Origin of the sequence: Streptomyces sp. NPDC088554 (assembly GCF_044752945.1) — a bacterium.
Lineage (GTDB): Bacteria > Actinomycetota > Actinomycetes > Streptomycetales > Streptomycetaceae > Streptomyces.
The window spans coordinates 35,155-52,594 of the sequence record NZ_JBIVMF010000031.1 but is presented as its reverse complement, the minus strand read 5'-3'; the positions used below and the strand labels follow the sequence as shown (position 1 = coordinate 52,594).

At 70.9% G+C, this 17,440-nt stretch carries 13 protein-coding genes and 1 pseudogene; 7 read left to right on the top strand and 7 right to left on the bottom strand.

Annotated features, from left to right (window positions below):
- Positions 1-27: 27 nt before the first annotated feature.
- A complete protein-coding gene (locus ACIP8W_RS27890; protein ID WP_402205106.1) occupies positions 28-1,089 on the top strand; it encodes a hypothetical protein in 1,062 nt (353 codons plus the stop codon).
- Between the two features lie 82 nt (positions 1,090-1,171).
- Here the strand turns inward: ACIP8W_RS27890 and ACIP8W_RS27885 are convergent, their stop codons facing one another.
- The 5 genes from ACIP8W_RS27885 to ACIP8W_RS27865 form a co-directional block, all read right to left on the bottom strand.
- A complete protein-coding gene (locus ACIP8W_RS27885; protein WP_402205104.1) occupies positions 1,172-1,351 on the bottom strand; it encodes a hypothetical protein in 180 nt (59 codons plus the stop codon).
- A 33-nt stretch (positions 1,352-1,384) separates the two neighbouring features.
- Positions 1,385-2,440 carry a TniB family NTP-binding protein gene (locus ACIP8W_RS27880; protein WP_402205102.1) on the bottom strand — a complete coding sequence of 352 codons (1,056 nt, stop codon included), beginning with the start codon at positions 2,438-2,440 and terminating at the stop codon, positions 1,385-1,387.
- A 50-nt stretch (positions 2,441-2,490) separates the two neighbouring features.
- Positions 2,491-4,800 carry a Mu transposase C-terminal domain-containing protein gene (locus ACIP8W_RS27875; RefSeq protein WP_402205100.1) on the bottom strand — a complete coding sequence of 770 codons (2,310 nt, stop codon included), beginning with the start codon at positions 4,798-4,800 and terminating at the stop codon, positions 2,491-2,493.
- On the bottom strand, positions 4,797-5,504 hold the full coding sequence (locus ACIP8W_RS27870; protein ID WP_402205098.1) for a TnsA-like heteromeric transposase endonuclease subunit: 708 nt from the start codon (positions 5,502-5,504) through the stop codon (positions 4,797-4,799). The genes ACIP8W_RS27875 and ACIP8W_RS27870 overlap by 4 nt, the downstream gene beginning before the upstream one ends.
- A gap of 179 nt (positions 5,505-5,683) precedes the next feature.
- Complete coding sequence (locus ACIP8W_RS27865) at positions 5,684-6,847, bottom strand: TniQ family protein (protein WP_402205096.1); 1,164 nt, start codon at positions 6,845-6,847, stop codon at positions 5,684-5,686.
- Between the two features lie 227 nt (positions 6,848-7,074).
- On the opposite strand from ACIP8W_RS27865, the gene ACIP8W_RS27860 reads away from it, so the two are divergent.
- The 5 genes and pseudogenes from ACIP8W_RS27860 to ACIP8W_RS27840 form a co-directional block, all read left to right on the top strand.
- Positions 7,075-9,450: a Helicase associated domain protein gene (locus tag ACIP8W_RS27860; protein WP_402205094.1), complete on the top strand. Its 2,376-nt coding sequence runs from the start codon at positions 7,075-7,077 to the stop codon at positions 9,448-9,450.
- Between the two features lie 727 nt (positions 9,451-10,177).
- The gene (locus ACIP8W_RS27855) at positions 10,178-10,564 is read left to right on the top strand and encodes a hypothetical protein (protein WP_402205092.1); all 387 of its coding nucleotides are present in this window, start codon (positions 10,178-10,180) and stop codon (positions 10,562-10,564) included.
- A 14-nt stretch (positions 10,565-10,578) separates the two neighbouring features.
- The gene (gene tap, locus ACIP8W_RS27850; protein ID WP_402205090.1) at positions 10,579-12,684 is read left to right on the top strand and encodes a telomere-associated protein Tap; all 2,106 of its coding nucleotides are present in this window, start codon (positions 10,579-10,581) and stop codon (positions 12,682-12,684) included.
- Between the two features lie 9 nt (positions 12,685-12,693).
- Positions 12,694-13,248 carry a telomere-protecting terminal protein Tpg gene (gene tpg / locus ACIP8W_RS27845; RefSeq protein WP_402205088.1) on the top strand — a complete coding sequence of 185 codons (555 nt, stop codon included), beginning with the start codon at positions 12,694-12,696 and terminating at the stop codon, positions 13,246-13,248.
- A gap of 142 nt (positions 13,249-13,390) precedes the next feature.
- A pseudogene (locus tag ACIP8W_RS27840) lies at positions 13,391-13,729 on the top strand (transposase); the annotation flags it as partial.
- Positions 13,730-13,757: 28 nt separating this feature from the next.
- Here the strand turns inward: ACIP8W_RS27840 and ACIP8W_RS27835 are convergent.
- The gene (locus ACIP8W_RS27835; RefSeq protein ID WP_402205087.1) at positions 13,758-14,117 is read right to left on the bottom strand and encodes a transposase; all 360 of its coding nucleotides are present in this window, start codon (positions 14,115-14,117) and stop codon (positions 13,758-13,760) included.
- A 180-nt stretch (positions 14,118-14,297) separates the two neighbouring features.
- On the opposite strand from ACIP8W_RS27835, the gene ACIP8W_RS27830 reads away from it, so the two are divergent.
- Positions 14,298-15,536 (top strand): IS701 family transposase, encoded by a 1,239-nt coding sequence (locus ACIP8W_RS27830; protein WP_402205127.1) that lies wholly within the window; start codon positions 14,298-14,300, stop codon positions 15,534-15,536.
- A 178-nt stretch (positions 15,537-15,714) separates the two neighbouring features.
- Here the strand turns inward: ACIP8W_RS27830 and ACIP8W_RS27825 are convergent, their stop codons facing one another.
- The gene (locus ACIP8W_RS27825) at positions 15,715-17,406 is read right to left on the bottom strand and encodes an ISAzo13 family transposase (protein WP_402205085.1); all 1,692 of its coding nucleotides are present in this window, start codon (positions 17,404-17,406) and stop codon (positions 15,715-15,717) included.
- Between the last annotated feature and the right edge of the window lie 34 nt (positions 17,407-17,440).

Below are 17,440 nucleotides of genomic sequence, written 5' to 3'. Positions count from 1 at the left end.
CAGGCGGTCGGGTGCCTCGGTGCGCCGGTGGCGCAGTTGCTGAAGCACCACCATCGGGGCGGGAGCGCCGCGACGATGGCGCTGTTGCGCGCGGAGTATCCGGCACCCCGCTCGCGCACGCTCCCCGGGAAGGGGGCCGTGGCCGTGTCCCTGACCTCGCAGATCAGCGCGCCCGACAGCCCGTTCGCCATGTTCGCCTCCCGGCACCTGCCCCGCCAGCGAACCGTGATGGACGGCTACCGCACAGCCGCCCGCGCCGCGCCGGCGCCGCAGCAGCCCGCAGCTCCGACGGGTACCACGCCGGCCTGGGGCACGATCGGCGCGGCGATCGACCACCGTCTGCGCTACGCCTTCACCTGCCGCGACATCGTGGACGGAGCCGTTCGCCAAGGCATTGAGTACGCGGCGTCGCTGGCGGTGCAGGCGCGGCGTGCCGAGGCGCTGCTGGCCGTCGGCGCCGACCTGGTGGCCGAACTGGCCGGCCTGCTGGAGCGGGAGCGTCCCGACGACCGGGACCGGCCCGTGCTTCTGGAGGCGGCGGCCGAAGAACGCCTGGACCGTTTGTGCGTGGCGATGGTCTGGTTCGAGGAGGTGTACCGCAGCGGCGTCCTCGCCGTGACCGGCCCGCTCGCCCGCCTGGGCGCCGGTCTGACGCTGTCCGCCCTGCTGGCGGAGGTTCCCGGCTACGTGGTCCGGGACCTGGAGGTGCAGGTGGGCCTCGCGCAGCACGCACTCGCCGGGCTGCGCGCCGAAACCAGCCGGGACAACTGTCACTCCGGGCCCACTTTCGCGGGTTCGCGCGCGGTGGGCGGCGCCGACGCGGACCTGATCGCGGGCGGCCTGTTGGTGGACTTCAAGGCCCTGAAGGACCCGGTCCGGCTCGCCCCGTCCGCGGTGTACCAGCTCGCCGGGTACGCGCTGCTGGATTTCGAGGACCGCTTCGGCCTGGACCGGGTGGGCCTCTACCTCACCCGCAGCGGCCAGTTGATCACCTGGGGGCTGGAGGACTTCGTCCGGCTGCTCGGCGCCGGCCTGTCCGTTCCCGCGCTGCGGGCCAGCCTGGCCGACAGCGTCGTCCCCGGCCGGTGACACCGCGACCGGCAGCGGCTGCGCCCCGGTGCCCCCGGCCGCCGGTCCCGCGCAGGGAGGAGGTCTGATCGGTGAGGGTCCGTCAGGATGCTTTCCGTGTGGCGAGGAACTCCTCGATCACCGCGTCGGGGCAACGGTCGGTCACCGCGCCCAGGACGATCGAGCCGGTGGCCCGGTCCGCGCCCAGCACGATGTGGACGGGTCCCTGGGTGCAGGTGGAGGGGACGATCGTGAAGCCGGTGTCCGGCTCCGGCTCGTTCATGGGGGTGCTCCTCGGTTCGTTGCGCGGCATCGGTCAGGCGGCGTGGCCGCCGTGGCCCTGCTCGCTGGCGCCGTCGATGTAGATGCTCTCCAGCAGGTCAGGGGTGATGCGTTCGGTGCCGTCGCTGATGGCTTCCTGGGCGGCGATGCACACCAGGTAGGACAGGGCCCCGATGAAGCCCTGGGTGCGGTCGTAGAGGTAGTCGGCGAGCGCGGTCAGCTCGCCGGGGGTGTGGTGGAACAGGCACAGGGCGTCGTCGTAGCTGGCGACCGCGCTGTGCCACAGGGCCCGCTCCTCGGCGGTGGTGTAGTTGAACGGGCGGATCTGAAGACGCTGGTTGCGGCGGGCGATCTGATCGCCGCGCGTGCCCGAGGTCATGATGTTCCAGGCGTCGATGCCGGCGTACACGATCGTCGCGGACAGCCGCTCGCTGAGGGTCTTGAGGTGGTCCGAGGTGTGCTCGCGGTCGGCGGCGTCGGCGAGCAGGTGGATCTCGTCGACCAGGATCAGCTCGGTGCGGGCCCGGTCCATCACGGTGCGGATCGACGCCACCAGGCTGGTGAGCGACCCGGTGGTGGGCAGCTGCAGGAACTCGGCGATCGCGACGAACATGTTGTAGGCGTTGTTGCGGTCGTTCTGGGCGGGCAGGGCGATGTAGACGACCGGGATGGTGTCGTCCAGCTGGGGGTACTGGCGGCGCAGGCGGCGCTGGTGGGCGCGGCCCACCTGCTGCAGGATCGTGGTCTTGCCGGTGCCGCCGCGGCCGTCCAGGACCAGGCCCAGGTGGACCCCGTCGCGGCCGGAACCCACCCGCACCAGCTGGGTGACGCGTTTGCGTGCTTCCACCAGGGCCGGGGTGCGCACCACGGTCAGCCTGCTGTGGTAGCGCATCCTCGGGTGGTTCGGGAGCAGTTTGGTGCCCGCGGGCGGGCACAGTGCCAGGTCGGGGCGTACCAGTTCGCGTTCGGCGAAGGCGTGCCAGGCGGGGAAGGTGATGGGCAGCTCGTTGCGCTCCGCGTCTGTGTCCGGGCCGGGGCCGGGGGGCGGCTCTGCGTCCGGGGCGGGGTCCTGCGGGGGCGGTTGCACCATCGGGTCGGCTTCCTTCGCTCGCTCGGACGCATGCGGTGAGGTGGGGCGGGTCAGTCGTCGTCCTCGGCGTTGCCCAGGCCCTTGATGCGGGCGGCTTCCTGCACGGTGAGCGGGGCGGCTGCGGGCTTGCTGGGGCGGGGCTGGGCGGGGCGGCGGGCGACGGCCTGGAAGTGGGGGTGGCCGATCGTGTAGGTGTTCTCGTCTTCGTCGGGGTCGAACTCCCCGAAGGGCTGCACGGTGGCGGGGTCCAGCGGCGGCAGGCCGGTCAGGTCGAGCTGGTCGCCGGGCAGGGGCGGGCGGGCGCCAAGCAGGGGCGGGGGAGCGGCGACCAGTTCCGGGCGCAGTGTCTTGGGGCCGGCGCTGGCGCGGGCGAGCAGGTCGGCTGTCAGGCGTGCGACGGCGTCCTGGTCCTCCTTGCGGCCGCCCTCGCTCAGGTGCTGCTGGCGGGCGGCTTCCCACATGTCCTGGGTGAACGGGCCGCCGATCAGCGACAGGTCGGTGAACAGGGCCGGGACCCAGCGGCGCTCGGGGCCGCGGGTGTCGCACAGCCACACCCGCGACAGGTCGTAGGGGTCGTGGCGGATCATCCACTTCGGGGTGCGTTTGAGCCCTGAGGGGGTGTGCCGGTAGCTGCCCAGCTCGTCGCTGTCGTAGCGGCGGTGGTCGATCTCGATGCCCTGGTCGGTGACCGGTGCGAAGGCGGTGTTCATCAGGCTCAGGTAGCGGTCGGCGTCCATGGGGACCGGCAGGTAGCCGGCGGTGGCCACGCACGCGGTGTACTTCTCGTTCGGGGTCAGCGCCCGCCCGCGCACCTGTGGGTCGCGCAGTTCGTCGTGCTCGCGCTCCTGCCAGCCGAACACGATCCACTGCTGCAGGATCTCGTTGGCCTCGTACAGGGTGAACAGCGGGCCGGCGGCCGTGCCGCGGCCGCGGTGGGCGGGGTCGCCGCCGGTGTAGCCCTTCAGGTGCTGTGCGAGCAGGGTCTTGACCGACAGGATGGTCCGCTCGACGACCGACTTGTCGGTGGGGGTGACGTACCGGCAGGGGTGCACCACGATCCGCATGCTGGCGCAGGCGTCCAGGAACGTCTGGGAGATGTAGGGGCCGCCCTGGTCGATGTAGACGTGCTTGGGTGTGATCACGGGGCGGGCGGTCGCCTGGCCCAGACGGGCGTCGATCTCGATCAGCCGCTGGTGCGGCATCCGCGAGGACGTCATCGCGGCGCGCTGCGGCCAGGTGGGGCGCATCGGCTCGGGCACCAGCATCCGCCCCAGCAGCAGGGCGCAGTCGATGCCCTTGTGGGCGCGGCCGCGCCGCAGCACACGCCGCTTCGCCTGCTTCTTCCCTCTGCGGCTCCTGCGTCCCTTCGCGCGGCTGCGGCGCGGTTCCTTCTCCGCGGTCAGTTTCTCGCGCAGGACCGCCGCGCAGATGCTGCGCGTGGCCACGTCGACGGCCAGCACCAGCTCGACCGGCACCGGCTGCCCGAAGGACCCGATGACCATCACGTCCAGATCGGTGGTGTCCATCTGCACGGCCTCACCGGGCCTGCTCGCCAGCGTGGGCGTGTACGCGGTCGACGGCTTCCTGCCGCCGCCGCGCTCCAGGTGGGCGTGCCGGCGCGGCCGGATGCCCAGTTTGACCAGCAGGTTGTAGAAGGTGGTCTTCGACGGGAGCCTGGGCACATCGCCTCCCCAGTCCTTGGCGTGGTCGCTGACGTACCGCTCCAGGCGCTCCTGGAGCCGCTTGCCGTTGCCGGGGGACTCCCGGTCCTCGGCCTCCTTGCGGCGGATCGCGCGCAGTGCGTCGACCACGCGCGCGTCCACCCGCCCGAACGCGGTGGCGCAGCGGGTGTGCCGCTTGTCCACCAGGCCCCACAGCCCCTGTTCGACCCAGCGCAGGCGTTTGCGCTGGATCGTCTGCCAGGACACCTCCGCGCCCTGTTCGGCCAGTTCCGCGGACTTGGCCTGGTAGCGCTGGACCAGGGTGGTGGCGGCCGGGTCGTAGCCGGCCCTGGGCACGGTGCGCCCGGGCATCAGGCCGGTGTGGCACTCGATGATGTGCGCCTCCCAGTCCCGCGCGTCCTGTTCGGCATGCTCGGCCAGCCCCGCCAGCAGGTCGGTGGACGGCAGGTCGGGCACCACCATGGTGCGCTCCGCGGCCAGTTCGAAGCGGCCGGCGGCGGCCAGCAGGCTCACGTCCGCCAGCCGCGCCACCCCGGGCGTGCCGGGCTCGGGTTCCAGATGGACCATGCTGCCGCGCAGCATGGCGACCCGGTACAGGTTCCCGTCCCAGCGCACCTGGTCGCCGACGACCAGGACGCCCTGGCACGGCTCGAGGACCCCCGCCGTCACCGCGCTCATGACGCGTCCGTCCACACCAGGGCGCCCAGGTGCAGGGGGCTGGCGAAGTCCAGGCACAGCAGCTGACGCCACATCAGGTGGTAGGCCCACGGCAGCAGCGCGATCGGGTCGCCCACCGAGGCCACCCCCTCCTCCAGAGGCCGCGGCCGGGCGAACGCTTCCAGGAGCTGCTTCTCCAGATCGGGGCGCGGCGCGGGCACCGTGCGGTACTCGCCGAGCATCGCCAGCACCGCCATGGCCGGGGAATCGGGGACCTGCGGGGTGGCCAGATGCCAGTCGGCCTGCACGCACACCTGTCCGAGCACCGCCTGGTGCGTGTCCCACTTTCGGGAGGATCCGTCAGCGGGCGGGCAGGCCACCAGCAGGCCGGCCCCGTCGCAGCGGCGGGCGAAGAAGTCGGGCACCATCGTGCGCTCGCTCCCGTCCGCGTGGGGCCAGACGAGCCGCATCGGCCACGAGGAGAAGGTCCGGATGTCGGGGGCGAAGTCCAGCAGCAGGGCGATACGGCCGCGGGCCAGGGAGGAGAAGCCGACGCGGCGGCCGCTTGCGGTCTCGGGCCACCAGCCCATCTGGGCGCGCCGGCCCGGATACGCCTTCGGCTGCCACACCGGGTCACGCTCCTCGAAGGCGACGCCGGCGACCTGCGCGGGAGTCCCGCAGGCCTTGCCGCCGCGCTCGGTCAGGTGATGGACGGTGACGGGCATGACAGGCCCTTCCACGAGTTCCACGCGGGCAGCCCGAGGGGTGCGCACAACCCGGCGTGGGCCCGAGCCGCTGTCACCACCATGGCAAGCGACCGTGCCCGCAACGGGGCCTGAGCCGCGAGCATTCACCCGAACGGATGACTTCACACCGGCACCGGTCCGTCCAACATCCGCTGCTGCTAAGGCCGTTGACCGGCATGGTGGCCATGGACGGCTGCAACCACGCTCACCGCTGAGCCCAGCCGCCACGGCAGGCACGTCTCCTGGGCCAGCCCGCAAGACGCCTCGGCGGGGGCGCCCGTGGCCGGGTGCTGGTGACCGGCGCACCGGTCCGCTCTTGGTGCCCGCCCGCCCCGGGCATCGCAGGCGGTGACCGGAGTCAGCCGGTGCCGCAGCGCCCACCTGCGCAGCGGGTCCGCCAGCGCGGGCCCCCGACGCACTCCCCACCCGGCCGCCAGCGCCTGCGTGCGCTCCTGCCAGCTTTGGTAGCGCTCCGCGGTCAACGTCCCGCGGCGGTGGGCCAGTTCTGCCTGCGCCAGGGCCCGCGTCAGCGCCACGGCCTCGGGGTAGAACGACAGCGCCGCGCCGCGCACGTCGGTGGGAGCGATCCGCACCGCCCGCGCCCGCACCCCCCACACCCGCGGCGTGCTCTCCCGGCGGGTCCACCAGTACGCCGCGATGTGGAACGCGTCGGCGAACAGCGCCCGCCCCAGGGGGCCCAGACGCCGCTGCAGCACGATCCGCTCCCGGTGCGCGGCCAGGACCTGCGGCAGCGGGCCCAGGTCCACGAAACCGCGACCGGCCCGGCGTCCGTCGTCCAGCCATTGTCCGTGCCGGGCGCACACCTGCCACCCGTCCGAGCTGGCCAGCCACACCGGACCCTGCGCACCGTGACGCGCCGCGCACAACTGGCACGCGGGAACCAGCGTGCACGCGCGCCGCCAGGGCCACTGCCACACCGGGTCCGGTCCCTGGGTCAGCATCCGCTGCGGCGCCAGGCTCGGCAGGGCCCGCCGCAGATGTTCCACCGGCCGCCCGCAGACCACGGAGAGCAACTGCGCGGCGGCCGGGTTGAAGTAGATCTCGGCGGCATCCGGCTCCGAGGCGAAGGCGCCCTCGCCCAGGCCGCGCAGCAGCCGGTCCAGGGCCAGCCCGTTCCCCCGGGCCAGCCGGTCCAGGTAGGAGCCGTTCGACTCCCCGCCCAGCGCCCGGACCTTGATCGGCAACGCCCCCGCCGGCCGCCAGGCGGCACGGTCGTCGAGTTCCCACGCCTCGAACGCGCCGCTGTCCAGAACGGCTGGCCCATCATCGAGGGCGGGTCCCTGCTCCTGCGTGCGCGGCACTCCGGCCTCCCTGCGCCCGTGGCCGGTTCCGCGGCCCGGACGGCGGCTCGCGGCGCCATCTGCCCACCGCGCCCCGGTGCCCAAACCGTGCAGCACCCCGGATTCACCCCTTCGGGTGAATCCGGGCGCGGATCGCCGCCACGGCCGGCCCCCGACCGCCGACGCTCGGGGAAGCAGGGCGCGCCACCCGCGCCGCCCTACGCCGACATCCGTGCGGGAGGCATCTGTTGACCACCGGCACCCCACCGGGCACGGCGGCCGTCAAGGTCCTGCGGCCGCACCAGGTGCAGGCGGTCGACGCGATCACCGCCGCGCTGGAGCACCTGCCGCGCGCCACCGCGGTCTCGGCCTGCGGTACCGGCAAGACGATCATGGCCGCGCACGCGGCACAGCGCCTGGCCCCCGCCGGCCGGGCCCTGGTCCTGGTCCCCAGCGTGGACCTGCTCACCCAGACCGCCCGGGAATGGGCCCAGGCAGGGCGCCCGGGAGCGCGGATCGGCGTGTACCACCTGCCGTCCAAGGATCCGGCCCGCGCCGGCTTCGACGCCGTCACCACCGCCCCGGCCGCGATCGCCCGCCACGTACGCGACCACGAGGGCCCGGTCACCGTGTTCGCCACCTACGCCTCCCTGCAACGCCTGGTCCAGGCCCACAGGAAGCACCGCCTGCCGCCCTGGGACCTGGTTGTCGTCGACGAGGCCCACCGCACCTGCGGTGCCCTGACCAGCCCCTGGGCCGCCATCCACCAGGACGCCAAGATCCCCGCCCGCCGCCGCCTCTACATGACCGCGACCCCGCGCGTGTGGAAGGACACCGACCGCGGCCTCGGCCCCGACACCGCACCCGCCGCCTCGATGGACGATCCCAAGATCTTCGGCCCCACGGTGTTCCGCCTCGACCTGCCCACCGCCATCAGCATGGGCATCCTCGCCGACTACGAGGTCATCGTCCCGCAGATCAACAACAGCGAACTGCACGCGATCCTCGCCGCGATCCCCGACGGCACCACCGCCGACTTCGACCGGCTACGCCTGGGCGCGAAGCAGGCCATGGTGCTGCGCGCCATGAACGAGAAGAAACTGCGCCGGGTCCTGGTCTTCACCTCCCGGGTGCGCCACGCCAAGGTCTTCGCCCGCACCTTCGCCACCGCCGCCGCGGCCGCCCCCGACCACCTGCGCCTGGCCAACCTGTGGACCGCCTACGTCAGCGGCCGCCACTCACCCGCCACCCGCCGCCGGCTGATCGGCGAGTTCTCCGCCCACCCCCTGGCGGCCACCGGCCGCACCCGGGCACGGCTGCGCCGGGCCGTGATGGCCAACGTCAACGTCTTCCGCGAAGGAGTGGACGCGCCCGCGATCGACGCGGTGGTCTTCCTGGCCCCCAAACGCAGCGCCATCGCCGCCATCCAGGCCGTCGGCCGCGCCCTTCGCCAAGCCCCCGGCCAGGGCAAGAAGGCCACCATCGTCGTCCCCGTCTACATCGCCCGCGGCCAGGACGTCGAATCGGTCCTGAACTCCTCCGACTACCGCACCCTGTGGCAGATCCTGCAGGGCCTGCGCGCCCACGACGAACGCTTCCGCGAACGCCTCGAGCCGCTCCTGCGCGACCTGCTGGCCACCGTCGAGCAACCCGGACCCGACGCACCCGAACGCGTGAACGAGATCGCGATGGTCATGGGCCTGCGCATGCTGCAGCCCGACAACGGCTCCTGGGGCATGGGCCTGGATGCCGCCATCGACTACCTGCACACCTTCGGACACCTCGACATCCCCGCCCGCTACACCGACGACCGCCACCGACCGATCGGCCTGTGGATCACCCACCAGCGCAAACTGCACGCCACCGGAAACCTGGCCCCCGAACGCGTCGAGGCACTCGATCACATCGGCATGCTGTGGAAGCGGCCCGCCAACACCTTCGACCGCCACCTCGCCGTCGCCACCGCCTACGCCCGCCGGCACGGGCACCTCGCCGTCCCCACCAGGCACGCCGTCGGCGGCCACCGCCTGGGCAACTGGCTCTCCGCCCAGCGCCACCGCCCGCTCCCGCACGCACACGCCCAGGCCCTCGCCGCCCTGGACCCCTACTGGAACCCGCCCTGGTCCCTCACCTGGCAGCGCGCCTACCACCTCGCCCGCGCCCAGGCCGGCCAGGACCGCAGCCCGGACACGCCCACCGGCGTCCCCACCCCCACCGGCCAGGACCTGGAGCCCTGGCTGGAGCGCCAGCACGTCACCTGGCTGCGCCTGCACCCCACCCAGCGCCACCTTCTGACCAACATCGGAGCCAGCCCCACCGCCGACCACTTCCTGCGCCACCGCCTGACCGGGCGCCGCGGTACCGCCTTCCACACCGGTCTGCTGGCCGCAGCCGCCCACCGGGCCCGCGAAGGACACCTCAACGTCCCCTACCGGCATATGGAGACCAGCCGTCGGCAGCGTTTCCACCTGGGCCGGTGGCTGTCCCGTAAACGCAGCCACCGCAGTGAACTGACGCCGTACGAGATCCTGGCACTCACCTCGATCGGCATGGTCTGGCACAGCCACGCCCCCCGTACCCGCCCTACCGCACACCACCGGAGCGGAGCACTGCGCGCTGCCTGAGCACCAGCCGACGGCATGGGCCGGCTGCTGTTGACATGGTCCATGCCGGTTCACCACGCTCAAATTGAGCAAGCGCGCCAACTCGTTCAGCACGGCTCGCTGCTGCCACGTGCTGGACTGCAGCTCCTCGGTGAAGACAGCAACTGGACTGAGGCGGACGGCAGTTCGGCATAGGCGCTCTGGCCATCAGCCCTGTGCCGCAGAGGTATCAGGACCTCGGCCTGACGGCCAGACCGCACCGTTGACGATCATCAACTCGCGCGCGGACCATGCCCGGTGGCATCTGTCGCACACCGTCTTGATCCACCCTGCCGGTGCGTCACCGCGGGACCTCGCCCGCCCCGGAGCGCCGCAGAACTCGCAGAGGACGGAAGTATCCGCCTCGGCGGCCCTGATGAGAGACGCAAGTGGGCCGCTGGCGCTTCCTTCGGCGGTTTCGATATACACCCGCAGGCCGCCGAACTTCTCTTTCACGTCGACTACGCGGTAGTCAGGGCAGACGGCGCCCAACTGCTTGTGCAGGCGGAGCAGTACAGGGTGCCAGCCCGGGCCGACGGCCCGGATGCGGCGAGGGATCTGCGGCAGAGGCGCATCCGGCGTCTCCTCTTGAACGGGCATGTCCCCATCGTCACCCAAGCGACAGGAAGCCTGCACTCGGACGGCATCGCGATGCGGAAACTAAACAACAATATGTTGTTTAGTTGAACCGTTGTGGTAGGCTGGCCGTATGGCACGTGATGCTCGCGACGAGGCCCGCCGGCGGTTGTCCGCACTTGCGGAGGACTCCACCGCCCACTGGGCCCCGGCGCGCAGCTTGGAACAGGACGCCGCACTGCTGGGGCGGTTGATGATGGCTGCGGCCAATCATCAACAAAGCGGCGGGCAGGCAGTGGACGTGACCCCGGATGATGTGGGTGCGGCACTCGGCTTGTTCGAGGACATGCGGCATCAGCTGGACCGGCTGGAATCCCAGGTGGTCATCGAGGCCAGGCGTCGCGACATGGACTGGCGGCAGGTCGCCCAGCATCAGGGGCTCAACTCCTCCCAGGCTGCTTCGCAGCGCTATCAGCGGCTGATGACCCGCCTCGAAGAGATCCGCCAGGGCGTCAGGTAGGGGGAGGAGCACATATGACGGACCAGTCCCATGAACTGTTCGCAGCCGTCGACTCGCTGCTTGCCGCCGTCGACGATGGCACCGTGCTGCCCCTCCCGGCCGAGAGAGTGAGGCTGCGTGAAGCAGCCGGGCTGACCCGGGCGGCCCTCGCCCAGGCTCTCGGCGTGCGCGTGCCGAGCATCGAGGCATGGGAGGCCGGACGGGCCGAGCCGAAAGGGGAGCGCCGCGAGGCCTACCGCAGGCTGCTCGAGGGCCTCGCCCAGCGCCATCCCGCACCCGTCCCGCCCCCCGGCAGGCCCGCGATCCCAGCAGAGCCCCTCTCCGTGCCGTCGGTCCAGACAGCAGTGGGCGCTGCGACGGCTTCACCCACGGCACCCCCGGCGCACGACATGCCACACACCCCCACGCCGGTTGCGCCGCGCCCGTCCCGGCCGACGGATGCCGCACCAGCCGCCGACTCGCGGTTCCCGAACGGGCCGCTGGCGGTGCTGGACGCAGACGGCACCGCGTACTGCCCGGGCGGAGTGCTGCTGGAGTGTCCCGCGGCCACCATCCCGCAACTGGCCGACTGGGCACTGAAGGAGTCCGGACTCGGTGCCGAGAGACTGCACCGCCATGGCAAGGACTCCGATCCGCTGATCGTCCTCACCGCCCAGGCCGCCGCCCGCTTCGGCCTGCCCCCCGCGCTGGAGGACCGCCGCGCGCTGCGCCTGGCCGACAACCACCCGCTGGTGCGTGAACTCGCCCGCGCCAAGTGGAAGCTGACGCGCCGCGGATTCGGCCCCTGGGCCCGCGTCTACCGGCCCGCCGAGGGCGGCCGACGTCAGTGCGTCCAGCTCGCCGTACTGCCCTGGGGGGCTCTCGACACCCGCACCTGGGGGAGCGCCGGCCAACTCCCGGCCCCCGAACTGGCCCAGATCCTCGGCGACTACGCCACCCGCGTGATCACCCCGCGCGGTTCCGCGGCCGTATGCGGCCTGGAACTCATGACCGCGCTGCGCCCGCCCACCCGCCCCGTCAAAGACCCCGCCACCGACACCTGGATGTCCGGACCGAACCCCGGCGCCCTCACCCAGGCGGTCGACCCCGCAGCGCCGGAAGCACCCGACGAGCACCCCGTCGTCACCGCCCGCTCCCCGCGCAGCCACCAGCGCACCCCCGCGGAGGTCCTCGACGAAGAAGCCTTCGAGTGGATCCGCGACCCGGAACAGCTCACCGACGACGAATGCGCAAAGCCGTTCGCGGTGGGCATCGACGTCAACATGGCCTTCGCCGCAGCCGTCAACCGGCTCACCGTCGGCCTTGGCGCCCCCGTCCACGTCAACCACCCCCGCTTCGACAAGAAAACGCCCGGCAGCTGGCTCGTCGACCTCTCCCACATCAACCTCGACACCCGCCTGCCCAACCCCTTCACCCCACACGGCCTACGGCCCGAAGGCCCGGCCTGGTACGCGACCCCCACCGTCGCCTACGCCGCCGAACTCGGCTGCGACAGCACCCCGCTTGAGGCCTGGCTGCGCCCCGAGTCCGGTTCCTACCTGGACGGCTGGTACACCCGGCTGCGCGACGCCTACCTGGCCACCATGGAACGCCTCGGCGTCAGCGCGGGCATGAACGAGGCGGACTTCCTGGCCGCCATGGAACACCACAAGGGCACCGATCCCGCCCAGGCCGCTGTCCTCTCCGCGATCAAGGCAACCGTCAAGGGCGGCATCGGCAAGCTCCGCGAACGCCCCCAGGGCGCCGGCTACCGGCCCGGCGAGCGCTGGCCCGCTCTGGAGCGCCCCACCTGGCGGCCCGACATCCGTGCCGCCGTCATCGCCACCGCCCGCGTCAACATGCACCGCAAGATGCTCAAACTTGCCGCCACCGGCCTGTTCCCGATCGCCGTGCTGTCCGACTGCGCCGTCTACCTCTCCGACGGCCCCACCCCTTTGGACTTCCTGCCCCGCACCCCCGAGGGCAAGCCGCTGCCCGGCGGCTTCCGCCTCGGGGTCAGCCCCGGCATGGTCAAGCACGAAGGCACCCAGTCACTGATGTGGGCGGTGAAGATGCTCGACGAAGGCCACAACCCCGCCCGGCACATCAAAGGCACCGACGCCGCCGCGGGCGGGGAGTAGGAACCGCACATGGGCATCTTCAGCGACAGCCTCGACAAAGCGACCGCCAACACCCTCACCCGGCCCCTGCCCAAGTCCCCGCAGGCCCAGATGCGCTTCCTCGTCAAAACCGCCAAGGGCACCCGGGCCGCAGCCAACATGCTGGGCATCTCCCAGCGCACCGTCGAACGCTACGTGAAAGGCCAGATCAAACAGCCCCGCCCGGAACTCGCCACCCGCCTTACCGACGAAGTCCGCCGACGCTGGCAGCCCCGCGTACGCGCGAAGGCCAGACAGCAGGCAGCCACCATAGGCGGCATCATGATCGAGACCCGGGCCCGGTTCGGCTACACCGCCGCCCCCGGCACCACCGACGACGCCCGCGTCCGCCTGATCACCCAGCACCTTCCCCCCGACTACGCGGCCCGTCTCCTCGACGCCCACACTGCAGGCGCCACCGACCAGCAGCTCCGGGAGATCGCCGCCGAAGGCCTGCAGGAGATCTACTTCAAAGACCGCGGACTTCGTGCTGCCGGTCTGCAGGTGGCCTTCACCGACATCGACTACATCGAGCTCGATTTCTGATTCTCGTCCGACGGGTCTGTACGCTCACCGGTGTAATTGATGATCATGGAAGAGATATCAAGTGACTGACACCGTGACCGAGTTCGTGGCCACCGACGACCAGGCGGAACCGTCGCCGGAGGCCGCGACGGTCGAGCAGAAACTGATCGACCAGCTCGTCGGGCAGGCCCGCAGCAAGGGGCTGCAGTTGACCGGCGAGGGCGGGCTGCTGCAGCAGCTGACCAAGGCGGTTCTGGAGTCCGCCCTGGAGGGCGAGATCACCGACCACCTCGGCTATGACAAGCACGACCCGGCGGGCAAGGACGGCGGCAACTCCCGTAACGGCACCCGGTCCAAGACGGTGCTGACGGACATCGGGCCGGTCGAGATTGACGTGCCCCGCGACCGGGAGGGCTCCTTCGAGCCGGCCATCGTCAAGAAGCGGCAGCGCCGGCTGACCGGCGTGGACGAGATGGTGCTCTCGCTGTCCGCGAAGGGCCTCTGTCGACGATCAACCGGATTCGGCCCGGTCAGGGCGCCCCCCTTTTCGCCCGGACTGAGGCCGCGTCAATGATCGCCGAGGTCCAGTCGACCTCGCCCCTGGCGCCGAGTTCGTCCAACACCGCCCGATGCAGTCGGCGCCACAGGCCCGCCTCGGTCCACACCGTGAACCGGCGATGCGCCGTCGCGGCAGACGTGCCGAACGTCGGCGGCAGATGCCGCCAGGCGCAACCGCTGGTCAGCACGTACACCACAGCAGTGAACACGGCCCGCTCATCACACGGAGCGGTCCCGCCACCCTGCGGACGAGCAGCGAACGACGGCAGTAACGGGGCGACCAGTTCCCACAGTTCATCAGGAACCAGCCGCTGCGACAGATCAGCACCCACAACCGGCATCATGCCGCACAAACGTCACGCCACGTGAGACATCCTCTAATACTCCAGCGGTAGTTCGCTATCGTCCCTGGTCAGGGGCTTGCTATTGAGTCTAGTTGACTGACGGTGCGTCATGTTGTGGCAGTTCGTGACCGGCGGTGCGGTGCGACCGTTGTTCCGGGTGTGCACGAGATGGAGCTGGCGGCGGGGTGGGCGGCGGAGCTGGAGGAGTTGCTGCTGCGGGTCGGGCAGCGGTTCGGCCGGGTGGATCTTCGGTGGAGGATGCGCGCCTATGTGCGTGGCCTGCTGGGGCCGGTAGGCCGCAAGAACGGCTGGCAGCTCGCCGAATTCGCAGGTCACAGCACACCGGACGCGCTCCAACACCTCCTGAACCGGGCACGCTGGGACGCGGATGCACTCCGTGACGACGTGCAGGCGTACGTGGCCGAGAAGCTCGGCGACGAGAGCGGCATCCTGATCCTCGACGACACCGGGTTCCTCAAGAAGGGCACCACCTCGGCCGGGGTCCAACGGCAGTATTCGGGCACTGCCGGCCGCACCGAGAACTGCCAGATCGGCGTGTTCGCCGCCTATGCCTCGGCCAAGGGCCGGGCGCTGGTCGACCGCGAGCTGTATCTGCCCAAATCCTGGACGGGCGACCGGGACCGGTGCCGGGCAGCGAAGATCCCCGACGAGCGGGTCTTCGCGACCAAAGGCGAACTGGCCCGGAGCCTGGTGCTGCGCGCCCTCGCCTCCGACCTGCCCATCGCATGGGTCACCGCCGATTCCGCCTACGGGCAGGAGTGGGGCTTCCGGCGAATGCTTGAAGAGGCGGGTGTCGGCTATGTGCTCGCTGTCCCGAAATCGCAGCAGGTCAAGTCACTGGCAGGAATCTGGCGCATCGACCAGCTCATGGCCGAAGCGCCCGATGACGTCTGGCAGCGCCTGTCCTGCGGCGATGGCGCGAAGGGCCCGCGTGTCTACCACTGGGCAGCCGCCCAGCTGCCGGTCATCGACATCTTCGACGGCGACACACCCACCCACCGCCGCTGGGTGCTGGCCCGCCGCAGCCTGGCCCGACCGGACGAGCTCGCCTACTACCTGGCCTACGCACCCGACGGTGTCACCGTCGAAGACCTGGTCCGCATCGCAGGATCACGGTGGGCGATCGAGGAATGCTTCCAGGCCGCGAAGAACGAATGCGGCCTCGACCAGTACGAAGTCCGCCGCTACCCGGGCTGGTACCGGCACATCACCTTGGCCATGCTCGCCCACGCCTTCCTCGCCGCCATGGCCGCCGCCGAGATCGAAAAGGGGGCCGAAGAAACGATTACCGCACTCTCGCGCCCCTCACCCTGGCAGAAATCCGGAGACTCCTGGAAGCTCTCCGTCCCAGCCCCACGCGTCACCGGCATCCCGACCGCGCACTGACTTGGTCCCGCTTCAGGAGACGCCACCAAGCCACCGCCAAACGCTGCCACTACGCCCATCGCACCGCCGGTCACGAACTGCCACAACATGACGCACCGTCAGTCAACTAGACTCAATAGCAAGCCCCTGACCAGGGACGATAGCGAACTACCGCTGGAGTATTAGGGGCCGTAAAGAATCAACACGTTGCTTCGGTCTCTGTCGTGAGGGTCACGCCGTGTGCTGCGGCGTGGACGAGGAGTCCGGCCACGGTGTTGAGGTGTGCTGCTGGGGGCCGGGGTGTGTGTGCGTGCTGGTCCATCAGTCGCCGGATCTCGCTGGTGGTGTGGCGGATGGTGTCCTTGCTGACGGCGAAGAGGTGGGCCAGCACGGTAGGCGGCAGGGCGAGGTTTTGTTGCAGCACGGTGGCCAGGACCCGGTCGGCCAGATCGAGTTTGGCTTTGCGGCCGCCGCCCGGGGCCCGGCGTCGCTCGCCGCCGTCGCGTCGGGCGGCGGGGTCCTGTTTCTGCAGCGTCTGCCAGTCGGCGGTCAGGGTCTCAGTCAGCTCGGTCAGTGCGGTGCAGGTCATACCGGTCAGCGCGGGATGTGACAGAGCTCCGCGGTCGAAGACCGCCGTCGGCCCGGGTGTTGGTCCGATGGGGCCTGCCGGGCTGGCGGGGTGTGGGTGCACGGTGTAGTTCCATTCGCCGTGAAAGGCATGTCCGGTGACCGGCACTGCGTTCAGCTCGGCATCGCTGACCTTCACACCGATGGGATAGGCGTCGGTGTCGAGTTCCGCGTGGACGGTGAGACCGGTGCGGGTGGTGGTCGCGGCGATGGACTGCACAACGACTTCGTGGCTGTTCAGCGGTCTGCCGCGCCAGTTCATGGTGATCGCGGAGAACAGCCGATGTTCCACTTTGTTCCACTTCGATGTGCCCGGCGGCATGTGGCAGACCGTGACGGCCAGGCCGGTCCGGGCGGCGAACGCGGCCAGCTCGGTCTTGAAGGCCCGGGTGCGATAGCCGTTGGAGCCGCCAGCATCGGCACTGATCAGTAGACGTCTGGCCTGCGGATAATCGAGGCATCCTTGCCCGTTCCACCAACGGCGGATCGATTCGACCGCGAAGGCTGCGGTGTCGTGATCCGTACCGACGTTCACCCAGCCGGTGTTCGCCGCCAGGTCGTAGATGCCGTAGGGCAGGGCCTTGCCCAGTGCATCACCGGGGAAGTCATGGACGTCAACCCGCACGGGCTCACCAGCCGGCCGCCATTGACGTCCCACGTTCTTGAACTCCCCGACGACTTCCTTCTTTTTCGTGTCCACACTGACCACCGGCTCGCCGTCCGCCTGATGGTCCTTGACCTGGTCGTTGATGTACCGGAACTGCGCGTCGCGGTCGGGGTGTTGAGCGCCCTCAAGGGTCTTGGCATTGGCCTGCAGACTGAAACCGTTCTCGCGCAGCAGCCTGCCCACGGTCGGCGCCGAGGCGGCATGGCCCTGCCTCGTCAGCTCCCCGGCCAGAGACCGCAGCGACCTGGTCGTCCACCGCAGCGGCGACATCGGATCGCCCCGCTCATCCGGCTCGACCAGCGCCAGCAACGCCGGAACGAGCAGCGGGTCAAGCTCCTCGGCGCTCTTGCGACCGCCGCCGGCCCGGCGCACCCGGCCATCGGGCAATGGGTCCTCACCGCCCTCCAGCTCGAAGACCCCCTTGCGCACCGTCGTCTCGCTCACCCCTGCGGCATGAGCGACGGCCCGAACCCCGCCGTGCCCCAGCAGCCGGGCCTCGGCGGCCAGCGCCAGCCGCTGCTGCCGCTCATTCAGATGAGGTAACAACACCCCGAGTTTCAGGGCAAGTTGGTCACGAACCTCGTTCGGTATGGACATACCACACCAACGACAGGCAGACCGGGAAGCAACG

Bases quoted from the DNA above. Each gene is read 5' to 3' on its own strand.
- tpg (WP_402205088.1), top strand. From the start codon at position 12,694: ATGGGCATCTTCAGCGACAGCCTCGACAAAGCGACCGCCAACACCCTC.
- ACIP8W_RS27855 (WP_402205092.1), top strand. From the start codon at position 10,178: ATGGCACGTGATGCTCGCGACGAGGCCCGCCGGCGGTTGTCCGCACTT.
- ACIP8W_RS27830 (WP_402205127.1), top strand. From the start codon at position 14,298: ATGGAGCTGGCGGCGGGGTGGGCGGCGGAGCTGGAGGAGTTGCTGCTG.
- ACIP8W_RS27885 (WP_402205104.1), bottom strand. From the start codon at position 1,351: ATGAACGAGCCGGAGCCGGACACCGGCTTCACGATCGTCCCCTCCACC.
- ACIP8W_RS27870 (WP_402205098.1), bottom strand. From the start codon at position 5,504: ATGCCCGTCACCGTCCATCACCTGACCGAGCGCGGCGGCAAGGCCTGC.
- ACIP8W_RS27880 (WP_402205102.1), bottom strand. From the start codon at position 2,440: ATGGTGCAACCGCCCCCGCAGGACCCCGCCCCGGACGCAGAGCCGCCC.
- ACIP8W_RS27875 (WP_402205100.1), bottom strand. From the start codon at position 4,800: ATGAGCGCGGTGACGGCGGGGGTCCTCGAGCCGTGCCAGGGCGTCCTG.
- ACIP8W_RS27825 (WP_402205085.1), bottom strand. From the start codon at position 17,406: ATGTCCATACCGAACGAGGTTCGTGACCAACTTGCCCTGAAACTCGGG.
- tap (WP_402205090.1), top strand. From the start codon at position 10,579: ATGACGGACCAGTCCCATGAACTGTTCGCAGCCGTCGACTCGCTGCTT.